An 18,601-nucleotide genomic window follows, 5' to 3' on the forward strand; every position below is an offset into this window, starting at 1 on the left:
CACTGGCATCACTGGTCTCCCGCGAGACCTTGTGCGCGGTCGTTGCCGGCGAAGGCCGCCTCGTTGATCTCCTGCGTCAGCGTGTACCGGTTGTTGGTGTGACCCGGGTTGGCGGCGGACCACTGGTCCGCCAGCGCCTGCAACTGGTTCTCGCGGGCGGTGAAGGTCTTGCCGTTCTCCCGCTGGGTCTCCTGGTTGATCCTGTCCTGTTCGTCGAGCTGCCACTGGTAGGCGAGCGCGTCGACGCCGCGCTGGGCGGCGTCGCCGACCACCGGGATGAAGTTCACGGCACCACCGAAGCCGTGGTACGCCCACTTCGCGTCCCAGGACGGATCCTCCTTGTCCGTCTTGAGCGCCTGGTAGCGGGCCTCCTCCAGGAACCCGACCGTGGCTCCGGCCCGTTGCAGCGTTTCCTTCGGGTCGCTCGGTTTGTCCGCGTGGATGTCCCGGACCATTTCCTGGTTGAGACCGTCGTTGAGGATGCCGTAGGCGTTCTGGTCACGGGAGACCTGCTTGGTGACCTCCATCAGGTGGTGGCGGTCGAGCAGCCTTGGGTCGTTGGCGTCGTCGGCCTGCGAGCTGGCGGTGTGGTGGGTCTCGTCGCCGTAGTTGACGAGCACGGCGGCCATGTCGTCGCGCATCTCCGACGGGAAGTCGTCGCCGGCCTCGGAGAGGAAACGGAGCGAGCGGTCGAGGGCCTCGCGGTTCTGCGGGCTGTGCGGCACGGGGCGGGCGTCCGGGTCATTGGGGTTGACGCCGGTGGTGGCGGCGACAAGTGCCTTGCCGGTGGCCTCCCGCGCGTGGTTGGCGTCGCCGTCGTCCAGCGGCGTGTCCTCGATGACCTCCCGGTCCTTCAGGACGTACTGCGCGTTGTCCTGCGGCTGAGTGGTGTTGAAGAACTGCGTGGACGCCTCCGGGCTGTTGGAGAGCGCGCTCATGAATCCCGTCATGGGATCACGGCCGAACTCCTCCCCCATGAAGTTCATCTTCGGCATCGAAGGACCGCCGAGACCCGCCACCCAGTAGTGGGAGGGGATCTTCATGTCCTTCTCGGTCTTGACGAGCGCGTTCCCGTACTTGTTCAGGAACTCGTCGTTGTAGTCGCCCACCCGCATGAGGTTGCTCATGATCTGGAAGCCGTAGACGTTCGCGCCGCGCGTCTGGATGCGCTCCTCGCCCAGCCGCACCATGTCGTCCTGCCAGCGCTGCATGGCGGGGCTGTCCGACTGCGTGGCGCCCGCGAGCGTCATGCTGAGGTTCTGCTGGAAGTCGCCGAGCTGCTCGCGGCGGGCACGCTGGAGGTCGCCGCCGTCGGAGGGGTCCGACAGGTCCGCCCAGAAATCGAGCAGACCGCGCGGGCCGAGGGTCGTCGCGAACCGCTCCTGGAAGAGGGGGTCGTCCCGATACTGGGCCAGGTCGCGGTTGAGCGCGTCGAACTCCTCGGGGGACATGTCGTCCCCCTTGTTCTTGATGAGGTTCGCGTACCGCTCGGCGTCCTTGATCGCCTTGGCCGCCGCGTCGCGGTCCGCGTACGAGGCGTCCGAGAAGCCGTACGGCGACTGCGTGACGATGGCGACCAGCGCGTCCGACGCCGTCCTGTCGCTCTCCGTCGCACCCTGGAGGATGCGCTGGACCTCATCGCGCAGGTTCTCCGCGTCCTCGGGGGTGTGGTCGGGCACCTCGGTGCCCTCGGCGGCCCGGTCGGGGTGGATGTTCATCGTCACGGTGAAACCGCCGTCGCCCGTACCGACGACCGTGAGGTTCTTCTTGAGGCCGTTCTCGATGGCGGTGCCGAGCCTGTCCTTGTAGTCGACGAGCTCGTCGTGCGTGTCGCGCAGGATGTTGCGGATGGTGGTCGCCTCGGTCACCGCGTCGGCGAACTCCGTGGCCGTCTTCAGGATGAAGCTCTTGGTGACGGTCGCGTTGACGCCTTCCCAGTTGGCCTTCTTGGCGGCACCGTCGAGCTGGGTCCTCGCGTCCTCCTTCAGCTCCTCCAACTTGGTGATCATGGTGGTCCAGTCGCCGACGGCGGTGCTGAGCTTGGAGAAATTGGCGTGCCGGAGCGCGTCGAGTTCCATCAGTGCCTGGTCCCTTCCGCGAAGCCCTGGTCCAGTTCGGCGTAGCGGAACCGGGTCGCGATGTAGTACTCGTCCTCCGCGTGCGCGTTCTCCGTGTAGTCCAGGTGGTTGGAGATGTGGGCACAGGCTTCGAGCAGGGTGTCGACCTGCGTCTTCCATGTGTCGGTCACGGTCGAGAGCGCCGTGCCGAGGGCGAAGTCCGGCTTCAGCGAGGTCGCGGCCTCGTAGCTGGTCTGCTTGGCGTGATCGCCGTCCGTGTCCAGCCGCTGGTACAGCTTGAACGCCTCGTCGCCGATCGCCGCCAGATCGGACTGGGTGACCTTCAGGTCCCCTTCCGGGATCGGGCCCGTGGGCCCCCCGTCCAGTTGGTTGAGCCGCGTCTGAGATGTCGCCTGTTCGGCCGCGGCACTCTTGGCCTGAGACCATTCCTGGTCGAATGACACGCTTTCCCCCGTGCTTCACCGAACTCGGCCACCCCGGCTACGGCGAGCCGTCGGGCCGGTCGGAACTCTCGGACCTGTCACACCTGTCACAAAGAACACCGGCCGGAGACGTTCCACGGCGGCCCCGCCCGGCTGCCGACGCCCTCGGACGTCTCCGCCCTCGAACCTCACCAACACGCGCGGACTCGCGCTCGCTCAACGCCCCCGTTACCTGTTGCCGCCCGGGCCCCTGAAGGCGGTGGCCACGGTCGACGGCGCCGACTTTACGGGCCCACAGGTTGCGTGAGCAACGCCCCGCGAACGCCGTCCGCCTCTTGATACACACCCGTCACGGCGAGGCGGCGCGGCCGGGCCCGGAGTGGGGGCCGGAGTGGCGCCTTCTGAGCGGTGCCCCGACCCGGCGGGCGCGCGGACACGGGGCCGCGGTTTCCGCGATGCCCCGGGCTCGGTTCGGTACGCCTCTGAAGGCCGGTTCCGTACGGCGTCTTGCGACTTGCGGCCTGCGGATCGCGGCTTGCGGCTTGCGGCTTGCGGCTTGCGGCTTGCGGCTTGCGGGAAGGGAACCGTGACTTCGCCATCGCCGCGTGACCGCTGACGGCACTGCCGGGTCTCCTGAGCACGGTACGCGGCTCAGGCCCGGCTCCGGCGTGACCGAGCGCGTCGAGCGCAACGCTGGACGCCAGAGACTCACCCGCGCCGAGAACGTATGACGGGTACGGCAACGGCCGCACCGAGCACGACCGCGGCACCGACACCCACGCCGATCCACAGACCGGCGCCGCCGCCCTCGTCAGCCTCGGCGGCGGCCGTCGAGGGCGCCGCCTGGGCGTCGTTGTCCCCGGCCGCAGCCGACGATGACGCCGACGCCTCGGCCTCGGCCAGATCGGGCAGCGGATACTCGTCCGCGGGCCCGGGATCACCGGGCGTCGTGAGCGCACGCAGCGGCCGGACGGCACCGTAGCCGACGTAGTCGTTCCGCTTGACGCCGTCGGTGGGGCCGCTGACGGTGTTGAGCATGACCCGGAGGACCTGGTTGTTGGTCCAGTCCGGATGCTTGGACCAGATCAGAGCGGCGCTGGCGGAGGCGATGGCGGTGGCGTCGCTGGTGCCGTGGGACGTGCACAGTCCGGTCGTACCGCCGCAGGCGTGAACCATCTCCTCGCCGGGGGCGGAGATGTCCACCTGGGGCCCGTACTGCGACTCCTTGGTCTTCTTTCCGTCCTTGCTCAAGGCTCCGACGCCGACGACGCCAGGGGTGCTGGCCGGGTAAACCGGTGTTGACACACCGTCGTTCCCCGTGCCCGCGAAGATCAAGGCCCCCTTGCGCAAGGCATAGCGCACCGCTTCCGTCATTTGAGGTGAGCCCTCGTACGTCCTGATGGACATATTGATGACTTTGGCACCGGAGTCAGCGGCGTATCGGATGGCAGTCGGGACTGATGCGTTGAACCGCTTGACGCCGTCCGCCTGACTTTCGTTACTGCTGGACCCAGGAACTCGAACGGGCAGGATCTTTACTTCCGGGGCAAGACCGAAAGCGCCCTCGCCACCACTGCTTTCGCCCGTACCAGCGATCAGCCCCGCCATCCCCGTGCCATGACCGTCATAGTCGATGTGTTCATCACCGGCATCCTCCGTAGCCAGGTCTTTTCCTTTCAGGACCTGGCCACGCAAATCAGGAATCGTATCGTCGACCCCGCTGTCGATCACCGCAACAGTAACCCCACGCCCCTTAGTGATTTTCCAGATTTCGTCCGCCTTCATGGCATCCAGATGCCATTGCTGGGAGCGGATGGAATCTGCATAGGCCGGGGCCGTGACGCTGGCCGCCAGCAGAGCCCCCAACGCAGCAAGGAAAATCACCGAGCTTCGGCCCATCCAGGGGTTGCTGGCGCGCATACGCTTGTTCACACCGCTTTCTGCGAGATCAGTCGATAACCGGCGGCACAATGCGCCGACCGCTCCGCTGCCAGGTCTCCTCGTCCTCCACGAGGTAGTCCGGCCGTTCGCCTGACGCCTCGTCCCGACGTTCGGACTTCTTGCCTGGCCGCCGCGGAGTCGCTCCGCCGCGCACCAGGCCCGTGCCACCGGGGGTGAAAGCGCGGCCACCGGTGAGTCCGGACTGCTGGGCACGCCCCCCAACGACGCCCCCGGTCTCCCCGGCGAGCCGGCGTCCAGTCATGCCACCTTGCCCGGACCCTCCGCCCAGACCACTACCCGCACCGTGCGCCATCGGCGGACGACCGTGTACGCCCCCCTCGCCGCCGACAACCGTTCCGCGCGGGAGAACTCCGGACTGCACAGAACCAGACGGGACGGGACGACCGCCGGTGATTCCTCGTTCAGTCGGCGCTCGACCAGTAGGACCGGCATTAGGCCCTCCCTGTCCGAACAGCGACGGAAGGCGCGCGCTTCCAGTAGAGCGTCCACCGCCCGGAACGCTCGATGAGGGAAGCCCTCCCCTCCCGAACGTCGGTGCCACAAGCACAGGACCCTCTGCTTTACCGACGACTGGCGGAACGTTGGGGGTGGCGGTAGGCGCAGTTGTCGGCGGCTGTGTGTCAACACTGGCGATCTCAGTCGCCACCGGAACCTCCGGCCGCGCGACGTGAGCAGGAGACAATGAGTCCACGTGCACCACAGGAGTCACCGCACCCTCGGCACCGCCCCCTCTGTCCATCGTGTGCGTCCTTCCCTCACCGCCGCCCATACTGCTGCGACTGCCGACAACCGCGATAGGGGCCCGGTCCTGAGAGCTGTTGATGCCGTCCGTCCCACCCGGCACGAACTCCGTCGGCGGCGGCTGAAACGTCGGCACCTCCAGCTTGCCCATCTGCGTCTGCGAGTGCTCGTACACGTTCGCGAGCCTTCGCATCTGAGTCGCCGCCTCCAGGCGGTTCCGCTCCGCGTCCGTCGCCAACGTCGACGACGACCTGCCGATCACCAGGTCCGAATCCGGGTCGTTGGGCGCGTTCAAGGCCGCCGCCAGGTTCGCCTTGGCCCCCGCGGTATCACGCGGTATCGCGCTCTGCGCCTCGGCGATCGCGTTCGAGGCGTGGCTCAGCCATTGCGAGGCGCCGTCGCTGTACTCCGCCAGCCGGAACGTCGCGCTCGCCAGGCTCGCGCTCCATTCGATGAACGCCTTGTAGCCCTCTCCTTGCCACTCCACCCGCTCGGGACGGGCCTTGAGCTGCTCCGCGATCTCGCGGATCTCGCCGGCCGCCGCGCTCAGCGTGTCAGCGGCTCCCTGCACCGCCCCGCTGTCGGCTCGGTCGAGCCAGGAAAGCATGTCCTCGTGCGACATGTCCTCGAAGGGGGTCGAGCCGCCCCCGCTGCGGTTCTGCTGGTCCATTCACCTACCCCGTCCGTCTTCGCGCCCCTCGACGTAATCGTCGCACCGCCCGACGCGCCACCACCACTGTGGAAACCCGCATACCGCGTACCGCTACGGGAACCGTCGACCGATTACGCGAACCCGCCGACCCCGGCCGTACCGGCGTCACCCGGGCTCGACCCGTCGGCGCGCTCGCTGGGCTGGGTGGGCTCGTTGGGCTCGTTCTGCGGTTTGTTCGCGTTCGCCACAGTCTCCGGAGGGTGCGGATCGCGCCGCGGATCGTAGTGTTCCTCGGCGTTCTGGTAGATCATCCGCATGCGCCGACGGATATCGTCGTCGAGTTGGCCGAAACCGTCCTTCGACGCCACGACCGCGATCCCCATGCCCTCCAGGGAGTTCGACAGCAGCCCGGACAACTGCTTCAGCTGGTCGATGACCGTCTGGTACGACGTGAACAGGCCCGCCGCCTCGGTCCAGGCGCCCCCTCCACCGCCGAACTGTCCACGTTCCAGCGGCTCGGCGGCCACCTTCTTCCGGCCCGCCGGTGAACCCTCGAGCTTGGTGATCAGCTCATCCACCCGGTTCTTGAACGAACGCATCGACTCCGGGTCGTAGACCACCGAAGTCGCCACAGGGCTGTTCACCCTGCGCTCGATTTCCTCCGGGCTCAGCGGCCCCGACGACCAGCCCCAGCCACCACCCGCGATCGACATGGTCTCCCCCCACGCACCAGCACATCGACCCCTTACCTTAACGACCTCGGATACGGCCGTTGACCTCTTATGACACCGATGCGCACGGTCCCAGCCGCCAACCCTCTTCCGCGTGCGGCCCGCATGCGCCGACCCGCGTGCGCAGGCCGAACGAGCGCCTCCCCGGTGGTTCCGTATCCGGGCCTGGATCCGGGCTGCCTCGGCCCCGGCTGGTGCCACCGGCCGACTCACACAGGGCACGGCTCAGCTGGTGAAGCCCTGTGAGCCAGGTCCCTGGGGGTGGGCGGGAGGAGTCTGCGGCGGCGAGCCGGGGTGGTGAGGCGAGCCGTCGTAGGGCGGATACGGCGGGTTGGTCTGCTGGTGCTGGTAGGGCTGGTGTTGGTAGGGCTGGTGTTGGTAGGGCTGCTGCTGGTACGGGGAGAAGGGCGGGGCCGTCGGCTGTTGCGACGAGAGCGCGGCCCTGCGGCGGGAGCGGACTACAGCCACCGCGACAGCTCCGCCGATGAGCAGAGCCGCGCCAACGCCGAGCCCGATCCACAGCCCTGTGCCACCGCCTTCGTCGGAAGCGGCTGCCTCCGCGGGATTCTCCTCGTCGGTGCTGGAATCGCCTGCCGCCTCGGAGGCGTTGGGTGACGGCGATGCGGCAGCCGCCTCCTTGAGGTCGGGGAGCGGATACTCACCGGCCGGTCCTGGGTCCCCCGGATTAGTCAGTGCGAGGAGGGGACGTACAGCGCCGTAACCGACCTGGTCGCTTCGCCTGTCGCCACCCTTGACGCCGCTGGCGGTGTTGAGCATGACGCGCAGCACCTGATTGTTGGTCCAGTCGGGGTGCTTGGACCAGATGAGGGCGGCGGAGGCGGAAGCGAGGGCGGTGGCAGAGCTCGTGCCGCTTCCTTCACAGAGCTGCGTACCGCCCGTACAAGCGTTGGTGATTTCCTCGCCGGGTGCGGAGAGGTCCACTTGAGGCCCATATTGGGACTGGCTCAGTCGCGCGGCTTTCCTATCCAGCCCACCAACGCCGACTACGCCCGGCGTGCCCGCCGGGTATTCGACCTCGTTCCGCGTGTCGCCACTGTTGCCGACAGCCGCGAAGATCAGCTTGTTCTTTCCAAGAGCGTACTTTACCGCTGCAGCGAGTTCAGGAGAGTCACCCCTATTGTTACCCACCGAAACATTAATAACCTTCGCCTCCGAATCCGCAGCGAAACGGATGGCCTTGCTCATTGCTCCCGCGTACGTCTCCTTGGCACCCTCGCCGCCCCACCTCTCCTTGGCGTACTGGACCCGAACGGGAAGGATCTTGCTTCCCGGCGCCAGTCCGTAGGAGCCTTGCACCGGCCCGCGTTTCCCTGTCCCCGCGATAAGAGCGGCCATCCCTGTACCGTGGTTGTCGATGTCCCGGTGCTCGTCACCCTCCAGGCGTGAAAAATCCTTTCCATCAAGCACTTGCCCTTGAAGATCAGGGATTGCGTCGTCGACACCAGAGTCGAGGACGGCGACGGTAACCCCGCGCCCCGTACTGATCTTCCAGATCTCGTCGGCTTGCATGGCGTCCAGGTGCCACTGCTGTTCTCGCACCGTCTCGGCATGAGCGGGAGTTGCTCCGACCGCCAGCAACACCAACCCCAGAGCGGCCGACGCAGCGGCCCTTGCAGCTGTCGACCGCTCGGAGTTGATGCGCATTTTCCCCTCAAGCCAATTCATACGAGATCAGTCGACAACAGGCGGCACGATCCGCCGGTTGCCCTGCTGCCAGGTCTCCTCGTCCTCGACCAGGTAGTCGGGACGCTCTCCACTCTGCTCTTCCTCGTCATGGGCGCGTACCGGCCCACGCCCACCGCGAATCAGACCAGAACCACCTGGGGTGAACGCACGCCCCGGGTTCGCCCCCGGCCGCTGGTTCCGCCCACCGACGACGCCGCCGCTCTCCGAAGCCAGCCGCCGCCCGCCGGTGAGGCCGCCCTGACTCGCACTGCCCCCGCCCGCTCCGGGCATCCCCGGCGTCATGCCTCGGCCCATAGGCGCACGCCCTTGGGACGTTTCGCCCCCGACAACGGTGCCTCGCGGGATCCCGCCTGCGGGCTTTCCCGAGTTGGGCGGCACCGGACGGCCGCCGACGATGCCTGTCTCCCGGCCCGCCGGCGCGCGCAGATTCCCTCCGCCCCCTGGAACAACCGGACCCCGTCCTCCAGTCACCGGACGCACGTTGCCCGTAAGGCCGGGCACCGACGGAGGCTGAGAGCCCCTGAACGTGGGCGGTATCAATCCGGGAACCGGCGGCGTGGTGTCCTGCTTGCCAATCGGCTGGCCGGTCACCGGCGTTATAGGCGTCGTTGTGGGCGCCTCCGGAAGCGGGGCCAAGCTGTCGATTTCCATGGAGACCGGCGTTCGACTCGGGATGGTCGCCCCGCCTCCTCCGCTGGCGACGCCATCCATCTCACCAGACACCACGTAATCGCCGCTCGAGCCACCGGCACCGGCCCGGCTCGCATAGGCCGCAACGCCCCCTGAGCCGGACGAAGAACCACCGTAGGTCTTTCCCGGCTGGGACTTGTAGGCCTCAGACTGACGCCAGTCGTCGCCCAAGTACATGGCCGGAGGCGGAAACGTCGGCACCGGCTCCTTGTTGACCTGGTTGGCCGACAGCACATACGTCTGCGCCAACTTGCGCAACTGCCGCGCGGCCTCCGCTCGCGTCGCGTCGATCGACGCCTGGGCGCTCGTCATGTCCGCCCTCGACGTCGTGGCCACCGTCCGCGCGTCAGTGTCCTTCTTCCCGGGCCCCGTGGTGGCCGCGGTGTAGTTCTCCCTCGCGGTCCGCAGGGATTCCTCGGCTTCCTCCGTCTCGGACGCCGGAGGCATGTTCAGATGGGCCTCGGCGATCGCCTGCGTGACCTGAGTCATCCACTTGCTGGCGTTCTGTGTGTAACTGGCCAGGTTGATCGTGGCGTTGGCGGTCTGGTCGCCCCATTCACGGAAGCTCTGACCGGCATCGCCCTCCCACCTCAGGATCGAGACACGCGTCTTGAGGTCTTCGCCGATCTCGCTGATCTTCTGGGCCGCCTTCTCCAGCTTCTCGGCGAGCGCCATCGCCGTTTCCTTGCTGGCGGGCGACAGCAGAGCCCGCAGCTCCGCGTGTGTCATCGAGTCGAAAGGTGTGTCTCCGGGCGTTCCGCCGGTCTGCTCACCCATGTCTCATTCCCCCGTCACTGACCGTCCGGTGACTCGTAGCCACCGCTGTTGCCGCCCCCGTCGGCCCGCTGGGCCCGCGTCTCCGAGTCTTCCTCACCACGCCGGGGCTCGTTCCTGGTCGGATCGCGGTCCCTGTCGTAGTGCTCCGTGATCTCGGCGTTCAGCGTACGCATCCGCCGTCGGATGTCCTCGTCGAGACTGTCGTAGTCCTGTCCCGAAGCGCGCACGGCGAGGTACATGCTCTCTATTTGCAGCCCCAGGACCTTCGAGAGGTTCTCCAGCTCGGTGTGAACCGTGTCGTACGCCGTGTACAGGAAGTCCGCTTCCTGGAATCCCGCGCCTCCGAGCTGGGACCGCTTCAGGCGGTCCTCGCCCACCCTGTCCGGAGCCGCCGGCGACTCCTTGAACTCGGTCAGCAGTTCATCGACCCGCTTCTTGAAGGACTCCAGTTCACCGGCCTCGTAGATGAGGTCCTGAACGGCGCTGACCGCGCCGAGGATCCCTCCCCAGAGTCCGCCCACCCCGTTGTTCTCCGCCACAGCTGCCTCCCCGTTACGCTCATGGCTGCCGAGGCAAGCTTAACGAGCGCCTCCGACACACCACACCCCCAGGCTGGCACGCGCGACGGGGATCGCACCACTACGAATTCGGTACCGCCACCGCCGCCTGCGGGCGGATCGGGAGGCGGCTGACCGGGCGGCCCGTCGCGGCGCGGACCGCTGAGGCCACGGCCGCCGGGGAGGCCACCACCGGGGCCGCGCTGGCGGGTTTGGCGCCGAAGGGGGCCACCACGTCGCGTTCCTCGATGAGTTTGACGATGCGGATGTCCGGGGCGTCCAGCGCGGTCGGCAGGGCGTAGCCCGTGAGGTCCGGGCGGCGGATCAGGCCGCGGGTGGTGCGGAGGTTCTCCGTGAGGGCCGTGCCGATGCCCTGGGTGACGCCCGCCTCGATACGGGTCGCGAGCTGGGCGGGGTTCAGGATCCGGCCGACGTCCTGGGCCACGGCCATCTCGACCACGCGCACCGAGCCGAGCTCGATGTCGACGTCGACGACCGCTCGGATCGCGCAGAAGGCGAGACCCACGAAGGCGTCGCCCTGACCCGACTCGTCCAGGGGCTCGGTGGGGTGGGGGCGGCACTGGGCCGTCGCCCACAGTTCCTTGCCGTCCATCGCCTCCGTCACCGTCGTGGACAGCACGCCGTCGTACGAGGTGATCTTGCCGTCGGTGATCTGGAGCAGCTCCGTGGACATGCCGAACTTGTGGGCCAGCGGCTGGAGCAGCTGCGTACGGACCATCTTGGCCGCCCGCTCCACCGCCCCGCCCGAGACCCAGGTGTGCCGGCCGTGGGCCGCCGGGCCCGCCGGGGGCTGGTCCGTGTCGACCGGGGCGACGTGGACCTCTTCGATGCCCAGGGTCTCCTGGACGATCTGCCGGGCCAGCGTGGTGAATCCCTGTCCCGTCTCGACGGCCGCGCAGATGACCGTGGCCACGCCGTCGTGCACCTTCACCGTGGCCGTGGAGACCTCGTCCGCGCCCTCGGCGCCGAGCATGTGGACCATGCCGATCCCGTAGCCGACGCCGCGCCGGACAGCGCCCGGTTCGCCCGCGCCCTCCGGGCCGCCGGGCAGCAGCCAGGCCTCTTCCGGGGTGTCCTTGGGCAGCGGCGGCAACGGGTGTTCCCGAACGGCCTGGAGCAGTTCCGCCACCGGCGCCGGGCAGGTCACCGTCTGGCTGGTGGGCAGGATGTCGCCGGTGGCCAGGACGTTGCGGAGCCGCAGTTCGGCCGGGTCGAGGCCCAGCTTGGCGGCCAGTTTGTCCATCTGGCCCTCGTACGCCGCGCACACCTGCATCGCGCCCTCGCCCCGCACATGGCCGGACGGCGGGTTGTTGGTGCGTACGGCCCAGCCCTCGATGAAGGCGTGCGGTACGACATAGGGGCCGCACGCGAAGGACACCGCCGCCGCGAGCGATTCCGCCGAGTCGTCCGCGTACGCGCCCGCGTCCAGCAGGATCTGGGCCTCGACCTTCACCAGCCGGCCCTCGGTGTCCGCGTGGTGGCGGTAGCGCAGCAGGGTCGGGTGGCGGTGCGCGTGGCCCAGGAAGGACTCCTCCCGGGTCGCGGCCAGCTTGACCGGGCAGCCCGTGCGCATCGCGAGCAGTCCGAGCGGGATCTGGAAGCCGGGGTCCTCCCGGTCGCCCGTCGCGCCCGGGACCCCGGTGACGACGATCTTGACCCGCTCGGGGTCCAGCCCGAAGCAGGCGGCGGCCAGGTCGCGGTCGGTGTGCGGGTCGGTGGAGGCGGTGTAGATCTCCACCCCGCCGTCCGGTCTCGGCACCGCGAGCGCTGCCTCGGCGCCGATGGGCGCCGGGTCCTGACGCCCGATGCGGTAGAGGCCCTCGACCACCACCTCGCCGGTGGCAGCCGGGTCGCCGTAGCTCAGTGGGATGTGCCGGATCAGGTTCCCCTCGGGGTGCAGCGGCTCGGCCGCGAACGCCTTCTCCGGGTCCGTCACCGGCTCCAGCACGTCGTACTCGACGGCGATCGCCGCCGCCGCCAGGCGGGCCGTGTCGGGGTGGTCGGCGGCGACCGCCGCGATGGCCTCGCCGTGGTGCCGTACGAGCTCGGCGGCGAACACCGGGCGGTCCGCGATCCGCCGCCCGTACGACGGGTCGCCGGGCACGTCCTCGTGCGTGACGACCGCTCGGACGCCGGGCATGCCCGCCGCCGCCGCCGTGTCGATCGAGACGATCCGGGCGTGCGGGTGCGGGGAGCGCAGGACCGCCGCCCACAGCAGGCCCTCGGCCCACAGGTCGGACGCGTACGGGAACGTGCCCTCGGTCTTCGCGCGCGCGTCGGCCGGGGCCAGGGACGCGCCGAGTCCGTGCGCGGGCGCCTCCTGTTCGGGGCCGGCCGGCGTGGGGGCCTCGGTGGCCACGTCGTTGCTCACGCCATGCCTCCGTCGGGCGAGTGCGGGGGCTGGACGCTGCCGGCCCCTGGGGGTGCCTGGTGCGGGATCCGTGCTTCCTCGGGGGCCGCGGCGGCGGCCTCCGCGCTCGCCGTGCGTTCGGCGACGACTTCGCTCACCGCGTCGAGGACGCCCCGGTAGCCGGAGCAGCGGCACAGGTTGCCGCAGAGCGCCTGACGGGTTTCCAGTTCGCTGGGGGCGTGGTTGCCCTCCAGCAGGTCGTGGACGGTCATGGCCATGCCCGGGATGCAGAAGCCGCACTGCACCGCGCCGCACTTGGCCAGGGCGCGCTGGACGTCGGACGGTTCGCCGTCGACGGCCAGGCCCTCGACCGTACGGACCTCGGAACCGGCGGCCGTGGCGGCGGGTACGAGGCAGGAGGCGACCAGCCGGCCGTCCACCTGGACGTTGCACGCGCCGCACTCGCCCTGTGAGCAGCCGTCCTTGGCTCCCGCGAGGCCGAGCCGCTCGCGGAGCACGTACAGCAGCGACTCGCCGATCCAGGCGTCCGTGACGGGCCGGTCGGTGCCGTTGACGCGCAGCACGTACGAGCCGGAGGGGTGTTCCACGCTGTCGCCGCTGGTGGTCAGCGGGGCGGGGTCGAACCCGGCCGCGGCCGCCGGGCCCGCGGTGTCCGGAACGGATGTGTCCGGAACGGATGTGTCCGGAGCGGACGCGTCAGGAGCGGGGGCTTCCACCGGGGCGCCGCCCGGAGCGGGCTCCTCCGGCACGGCGGCTCCCGGCGCGGCCGGGTCCTGGCCGGGCACCGGGGGCGCGGGGACGTCGGCGCCGGCCGTTTCGGACGCGGCCACCTCGGGAGCGGTGCCCGACACCGCCTCGTGCGGCACGGCCTCGTGCGGCACCGCCTCGTGGGTCACGGCTTCCCGCGGCGCGTCCTCCTGCGGGCCGTGTGCCGGTTCCGCCTCGGCCGGGGCCCCCGGCCCGTACGCGAACTCCTGCCCCGGCACCGGCGCGGGGCCGGGCCCGTGCCCGTACTCCTGGTCCGGTACGAGACCGGGAAGGGGCACGGAACCGGTCTCCGGCCCCGGGCCGCCGTCCGCTCCCGCACCCGGTACGTACGGCTGCTGGTCCGCGCCGGTTCCGTACGGGTCCGACCACGGCTCGGCGGTACTCCCGGGAAGCGTGGCCGCCGGGCCGCCGCCCCACTGGGCGGCCAGGACCGAGGTGCTGAACTCCCCCGACTCGTCCGGGAGGTCGCCCTGGGCGACCGGGATCGTCCACCGGCCGGTCAGGTCGGAGCCGCCCTCCGTACCGCCACCGGCCGGCGGGCCGCCGCCGTCCGTACCCGGGCCGCCGGCCAGGCCCGGATCGCCGACCGGGCCCGGCTCGTCGGCCGCGACGTTCCACTGGCCCGTTCCCTGCGTTCCCTGCGGGCCGTAGCCGCCCATCGCCTGCGGATCCGGCCATTGCGCGCCGCCCTCCCCGGCCGCCGGGGGCTGCGCCACCCAGCCGCCTCCGTAGGACGGACCGGCCCCGGCCGACGGGTCGACGGCCGACGGGTCCACCGTCGGCGTCGTGATGTGCGGCGGTACGTAGCCGTGTCCGGGGGCGGCCAGCGGCGCGTCGTAGGTGTCCTCCGGAGGCAGCTGTACGAACGCGGTCGCCTCCGCGTCGTAATCGCCGCCGTGCGGGATCGGCTGCCAGCCGCCGTGCCCCTCGGGAATGCCGGGCGTGCCCGGTTCGCCGTGGGGGCCGGGCCCCTGCCCCGCGCCCGAGCCGGAGTTCTCATTGGTGGTCACGACAGCGCCCTCCCCAGTGCTCGTCGGGCCAGCGCGGCGACGGTGCGCCGCAGGTGCAGTACGGCCGGCGACGGCGGGGGGACCTCCGTCCCGTCCGCCGGTGGCGGCGGGTCCGGGATACAGGCGGCCGCGACGTACTCCCCGAACGCGGCGAGGGCCTCCGGCGCCAGTCCCCGCACGCCGTCCCAGTCGATCAGCGAGGCGATCCAGCGCTCCGCGTCCAGCGGGCGCAGGGGCATCGGCGCGATGGCCCCGACCGCGCAGCGCACCCCGCGCCGCGCCGGGTCGAGCACGACGGCGACGGACGCGGTGGCCCGGCCGGGGCCGGTGCGTCCGGTCGCCTTGAGGAAGACCTGCGGGGCGTGCAGTAGCGGTACCCGTACGAAGCCGATCAGTTCGGCGGGGGCCAGCATCTCGCGACCCGCCAGCAGATGGGAGACGGGGACCTCGCGGCGCGCGCCGCCGGGGCCCGCGACGACAAGGTCGGCCTCCAGGGCGGCCAGGACGGGCAGCGCGTCACCGGTGGGCGCGGCGCTGGCGATGTTGCCGCCGAGCGTGCCCGCGTTACGGATCTGGGGCGGGCCGGCCGCGCGCGCGGACGCGGCGAGCGCGGGGATGAGGGCGGCGAAGTCGGGCCTGCCCATGCGCGCGTGGGTCAGTCCGGCACCGAGTACGGCGTGGCCGTCCTGGTAGTGCCAGCCGCGCAGCTCGCTGATGCGGCCGAGGCCGACGAGTCCTGCGGGCCGCAGGAGGCCCTTGTTGACGGCCGCCATCAGATCGGTGCCGCCCGCGACGGGCACGGCGGCGGGCATCGCGGTGAGCGCCGCCACGGCCTCGTCCAGCGAGGCCGGAAGCGTCACGGAGTGCGCCGTCTGCGGTGCGTGCGTGGTCAACCCAGCTGCCCCTTTCCGGTGTCCCGGTGTCCCGCCTGTGTTGCCGTACCGTACGTGCTCACAGCCCGGACGTGGCAACTCTGGCACATCTTCCGGGCCGTCCGACGCGAGGGTCCACGAAGGACGCATCCGTCCCCCACCAGGAGGAAGGTCCGTTTTCGCACCCCTTACCCGTCACATACGGAATGCCACACTTCGCCGCTCCTCATGCGACTTATCCCTACCGATTACCAAGATCGCGGGGGTTCACGCGTCCGGGAGGGAACCGGGATTTCGGCCAGGAGCGAACCTGGGCCCCGGCCAGGAGCGTTGAGAGGGAGCCACGGGCGGGAGCCGCGGGCCGGAGCCACTGCCCCGTGCCCCGTGCCCCGCGTGCCCCGTGCCCCGGGTCAGGACGCACGGGTGGGGCCCTGAACGCGGGCACAGGGCCGGTGGCCGTGGGCGGGGCTCGTGGCCGCGCCCACGGACCGGCCCGCGGAGTAGGGCTCCGGGCCGGACTCACACGTTCGGGGGCGGCCCTTCGATCGGGCGTCCGAGGCCGGCGTCGTTCCCGTCGGGGGCCGGCCTGCGCTGCCACGGCAACGGGCCGCCGGGCGGCCGGTATTCGACCCCGAGTGCGTCGAGGCGCCGGTAGTGCTCGGCCATGCGCTGCTCGAAATCGGCGAAGTCCCGCTCGGCCGGGGCGGGCAGGGCGGACCAGGCGACCTCGGCGAAGGCGGCCAGGCGCGGGAAGACCTGGTAGTCGACGCGGGAACGGTCCTGCATCACCTCGGTCCAGACGTTGGCCTGGGCGCCCAGGACGTGTGCCGCCTCCGCCTCGGTGAGCTCCGGGGGCACGGGTTCGAAGCGGTAGACGTCCTCCAGCGTGCGGACGTAACCGATGGGCATCGGCTCGCCGGGGCCGGCCGCCTGCCGGTGGTCCAGGTAAACCTGCTGTTCCGGGCACATGACGACGTCATGTCCCGCCCGTGCGGCGGCGATTCCGCCCGCGTAGCCGCGCCAGGACGAGACGGCGGCGCCCGGCTCCAGGGCACCGGCCCGCGACCCGGTCCCGTCGCCCGGGCCGCCCTCCAGGATCTCGTCCCAGCCGATCAGCCGCCGGCCGCGCGCCGCGAGCCAGCGGTCGAAGTGCCGGACGAACCAGTACTGGAGCTCGTCCTCGCCGGACAGGCCCAGCTCCTGGATCCGGGCCTGGGCGACGGCGGACTCCTTCCACTGGCCCTTCGGGCACTCGTCGCCGCCGATGTGGACGAAAGGGGAAGGGAAGAGTCCGAGGACTTCCTCGAAGACCTCCTCGTAGAACCGAAGGGTGTTGTCAGTGGGGGCGAGTAGGTTTTCGCTGACGCCCCAGGTGTCCCAGACGGTGAGGGAGGACGTGTCGATGACATCACGGTTGCCGAGTTCCGGATACGCGGCGATGGCCGCCTGCGAATGCCCCGGGATCTCGATTTCGGGGACGACGGTGATATGCCGCTCGGCGGCGTACGCGACGATCTCGCGGATGTCGTCCTGGGTGTAGTAACCGCCGTGCGGCTTCTCGTCCCAGAGGTCCGAGGCGCGGTGCCCCCATTTGGTGCGCGGACGCCAGGCCCCGATGCCGGTCAGTCGGGGCCGGCTCTTGATCTCGACGCGCCAGCCCTGGTCGTCGGTGAGGTGGAAATGAAGGACGTTCAGCTTGTGGGCGGCGAGCAGGTCCAGATAGCGCAGGACGCCGTCCTTGGGCATGAAGTGGCGCGCCACGTCGAGCATCATGCCCCGCCAGCCGAAGCGGGGCGCGTCCTCGATGACCCCGGTCGGCACGGACCAGGCGCGTCCGGGGTCGATCGGGGCCACGCGGTAGGCGTCCGGGCCGAGCATCTGGCGGAAGGTCTGCGCCGCCCAGAAGACGCCGGCCGCGCTGCCGCCGGCCATCTGGACCGTGTGGTCGTCGACGGTGAGGCGGTAGCCCTCGCCGCCCAGTTCGCGGGCGACGTCAGGGCTGATGGACAGCGCGATCCGGTTGTCGCCGCCGGCGGCCTCCGGGAAGGGGAGACCGGTGGCGCCCCCGATGGCCGCGCGGAACCACCGGGCGACGCCTTCCGTTCCGGGGCCCGTCTCGACGGCCGTATCGCCGTCGATCGGGAAGCCGTCCGCGGCGCGCGGCGCCGGCCAGGTGTGCCGGGGGTCGGGAATCAGGTCCATGAGGTCCATCACGTCCGTTCTTGTCCGTTCTCGTCTCTCGTCCTTGACAGGTCTTTCGTGCAGCGCCGCCGATATTCGGCGCCGGACCCCCGGTCCGCCGGTCTTTCCGGGGCTGTCCTGCCTTCCGGTGTGTCCCGCCTTCCGAGTCTGTCCCGCCCGTCCGTTCGCGGCGTGCGAGGAGACGGTCAGGACCCTCAGTCCTTGACGGCGCCGCCCAGCCCGGAGACCAGACGCCGCTGTACGAGCACGAAGAAAACCAGGACCGGAAGGGTCATCACGGTGGACGCGGCCATGATTCCGCCCCAGTCGTTCTCGTCCGGTTTGAAGAAGACCAGCAGCGCCATGGGAAGCGTCGACTGCGAGGTGTCGCTGACGATGAAGGACTTGGCGAAGAGGAAGTCGTTCCACGTCGAGATGAAGGAGAAGACGCTCGTCGCGACGAGTCCCGGAAAGACCAGCGGGAAAAGGATCTGCCACAGGAAGCGCGTCCGGCTCGCCCCGTCGATGGCGGCGGCCTCCTGAAGTGCCTCGGGGACGGCCTTGACGAATCCCCGGAGCATCCAGATGGCGAAGGGCAGCGAGAACGCGAGGTGCGGCAGGACGAGCGAGCCGAGTGTATTGAGCAGCCCGGCGTCCCGCATCAGGAAGAACAGCGGGATCGTCAACGCCTCGACGGGCACCATCTGCGCGAAGAGGAACATCACGAGCAGGGTCGTCCGGAATCGGAAGCGGAAGCGGGTGACGGCCGTCGCCGCGAGAAACGCGATCAGGGCGGAGCCGACGACCACCGCGCCCGCCACGAACAGGCTGTTGAGGAAGTAGCGTCCGAATTCCTGCTGTTCGAAGACGCGACGGAAGGAGTCCAGGGACGGGGAGAGGGTCCAGGGCCGGGCCTCGGCCGACTGGATCTCGCCCTGGGGCTTGACGGCGGACAGCACCATCCAGTACAGGGGAAAGGCCACGATCACGGCGATGACCAGGGCGGATGCCTCGGCCAGCAGGCGCCGTGGGCGGCGGACACCCAGGCGGGACAGGTTCAT

The 18,601-nt window shown here is 70.2% G+C and carries 13 protein-coding genes; all 13 read right to left on the reverse strand.

Annotated elements, in window-relative coordinates; genetic code table 11:
* Positions 1-8: 8 nt before the first annotated feature.
* Positions 9-2,078: a hypothetical protein gene (locus tag ACU6P3_RS12340; RefSeq protein WP_447197179.1), complete on the reverse strand. Its 2,070-nt coding sequence runs from the start codon at positions 2,076-2,078 to the stop codon at positions 9-11.
* A complete protein-coding gene (locus ACU6P3_RS12345) occupies positions 2,078-2,521 on the reverse strand; it encodes a hypothetical protein (protein WP_447197180.1) in 444 nt (147 codons plus the stop codon). The genes ACU6P3_RS12340 and ACU6P3_RS12345 overlap by 1 nt, the downstream gene beginning before the upstream one ends.
* A 687-nt stretch (positions 2,522-3,208) precedes the next feature.
* On the reverse strand, positions 3,209-4,432 hold the full coding sequence (mycP, locus tag ACU6P3_RS12350) for a type VII secretion-associated serine protease mycosin (RefSeq protein ID WP_447197181.1): 1,224 nt from the start codon (positions 4,430-4,432) through the stop codon (positions 3,209-3,211).
* Between the two features lie 16 nt (positions 4,433-4,448).
* The gene (locus ACU6P3_RS12355; protein ID WP_447197182.1) at positions 4,449-5,873 is read right to left on the reverse strand and encodes a WXG100 family type VII secretion target; all 1,425 of its coding nucleotides are present in this window, start codon (positions 5,871-5,873) and stop codon (positions 4,449-4,451) included.
* Positions 5,874-5,986: 113 nt separating this feature from the next.
* Complete coding sequence (locus ACU6P3_RS12360; protein ID WP_158712335.1) at positions 5,987-6,568, reverse strand: DUF2563 family protein; 582 nt, start codon at positions 6,566-6,568, stop codon at positions 5,987-5,989.
* Between the two features lie 243 nt (positions 6,569-6,811).
* On the reverse strand, positions 6,812-8,272 hold the full coding sequence (mycP, locus tag ACU6P3_RS12365; RefSeq protein ID WP_447197183.1) for a type VII secretion-associated serine protease mycosin: 1,461 nt from the start codon (positions 8,270-8,272) through the stop codon (positions 6,812-6,814).
* Positions 8,273-8,278: 6 nt separating this feature from the next.
* The gene (locus tag ACU6P3_RS12370) at positions 8,279-9,760 is read right to left on the reverse strand and encodes a WXG100 family type VII secretion target (protein ID WP_447197184.1); all 1,482 of its coding nucleotides are present in this window, start codon (positions 9,758-9,760) and stop codon (positions 8,279-8,281) included.
* A 14-nt stretch (positions 9,761-9,774) separates the two neighbouring features.
* On the reverse strand, positions 9,775-10,299 hold the full coding sequence (locus ACU6P3_RS12375) for a DUF2563 family protein (protein ID WP_447197185.1): 525 nt from the start codon (positions 10,297-10,299) through the stop codon (positions 9,775-9,777).
* 100 nt (positions 10,300-10,399) lie between these two features.
* Positions 10,400-12,709: a xanthine dehydrogenase family protein molybdopterin-binding subunit gene (locus ACU6P3_RS12380; RefSeq protein ID WP_447197186.1), complete on the reverse strand. Its 2,310-nt coding sequence runs from the start codon at positions 12,707-12,709 to the stop codon at positions 10,400-10,402.
* Positions 12,706-14,487, reverse strand: a complete 1,782-nt coding sequence (locus tag ACU6P3_RS12385; protein WP_447197187.1) for a (2Fe-2S)-binding protein — start codon at positions 14,485-14,487, stop codon at positions 12,706-12,708. The genes ACU6P3_RS12380 and ACU6P3_RS12385 overlap by 4 nt, the downstream gene beginning before the upstream one ends.
* Positions 14,484-15,380, reverse strand: coding sequence for an FAD binding domain-containing protein (locus ACU6P3_RS12390; RefSeq protein WP_344280987.1), 897 nt, complete (start codon positions 15,378-15,380; stop codon positions 14,484-14,486). The genes ACU6P3_RS12385 and ACU6P3_RS12390 overlap by 4 nt, the downstream gene beginning before the upstream one ends.
* A gap of 498 nt (positions 15,381-15,878) precedes the next feature.
* A complete protein-coding gene (locus tag ACU6P3_RS12395) occupies positions 15,879-17,561 on the reverse strand; it encodes a beta-N-acetylhexosaminidase (protein ID WP_447197860.1) in 1,683 nt (560 codons plus the stop codon).
* Between the two features lie 194 nt (positions 17,562-17,755).
* Entirely contained in the window at positions 17,756-18,601 is an 846-nt protein-coding gene (locus tag ACU6P3_RS12400; RefSeq protein ID WP_447197188.1) for a carbohydrate ABC transporter permease, read from the reverse strand.

Source organism: Streptomyces hebeiensis (assembly GCF_052983195.1).

Coding starts and splice junctions, on each gene's coding strand:
- mycP (WP_447197183.1), bottom strand. CDS start 8,272: ATGAATTGGCTTGAGGGGAAAATGCGCATCAACTCCGAGCGGTCGACA.
- ACU6P3_RS12400 (WP_447197188.1), bottom strand. CDS start 18,601: ATGAACCTGTCCCGCCTGGGTGTCCGCCGCCCACGGCGCCTGCTGGCC.
- ACU6P3_RS12395 (WP_447197860.1), bottom strand. CDS start 17,561: ATGGACCTGATTCCCGACCCCCGGCACACCTGGCCGGCGCCGCGCGCC.
- ACU6P3_RS12340 (WP_447197179.1), bottom strand. CDS start 2,078: ATGGAACTCGACGCGCTCCGGCACGCCAATTTCTCCAAGCTCAGCACC.
- ACU6P3_RS12355 (WP_447197182.1), bottom strand. CDS start 5,873: ATGGACCAGCAGAACCGCAGCGGGGGCGGCTCGACCCCCTTCGAGGAC.
- ACU6P3_RS12370 (WP_447197184.1), bottom strand. CDS start 9,760: ATGGGTGAGCAGACCGGCGGAACGCCCGGAGACACACCTTTCGACTCG.
- ACU6P3_RS12360 (WP_158712335.1), bottom strand. CDS start 6,568: ATGTCGATCGCGGGTGGTGGCTGGGGCTGGTCGTCGGGGCCGCTGAGC.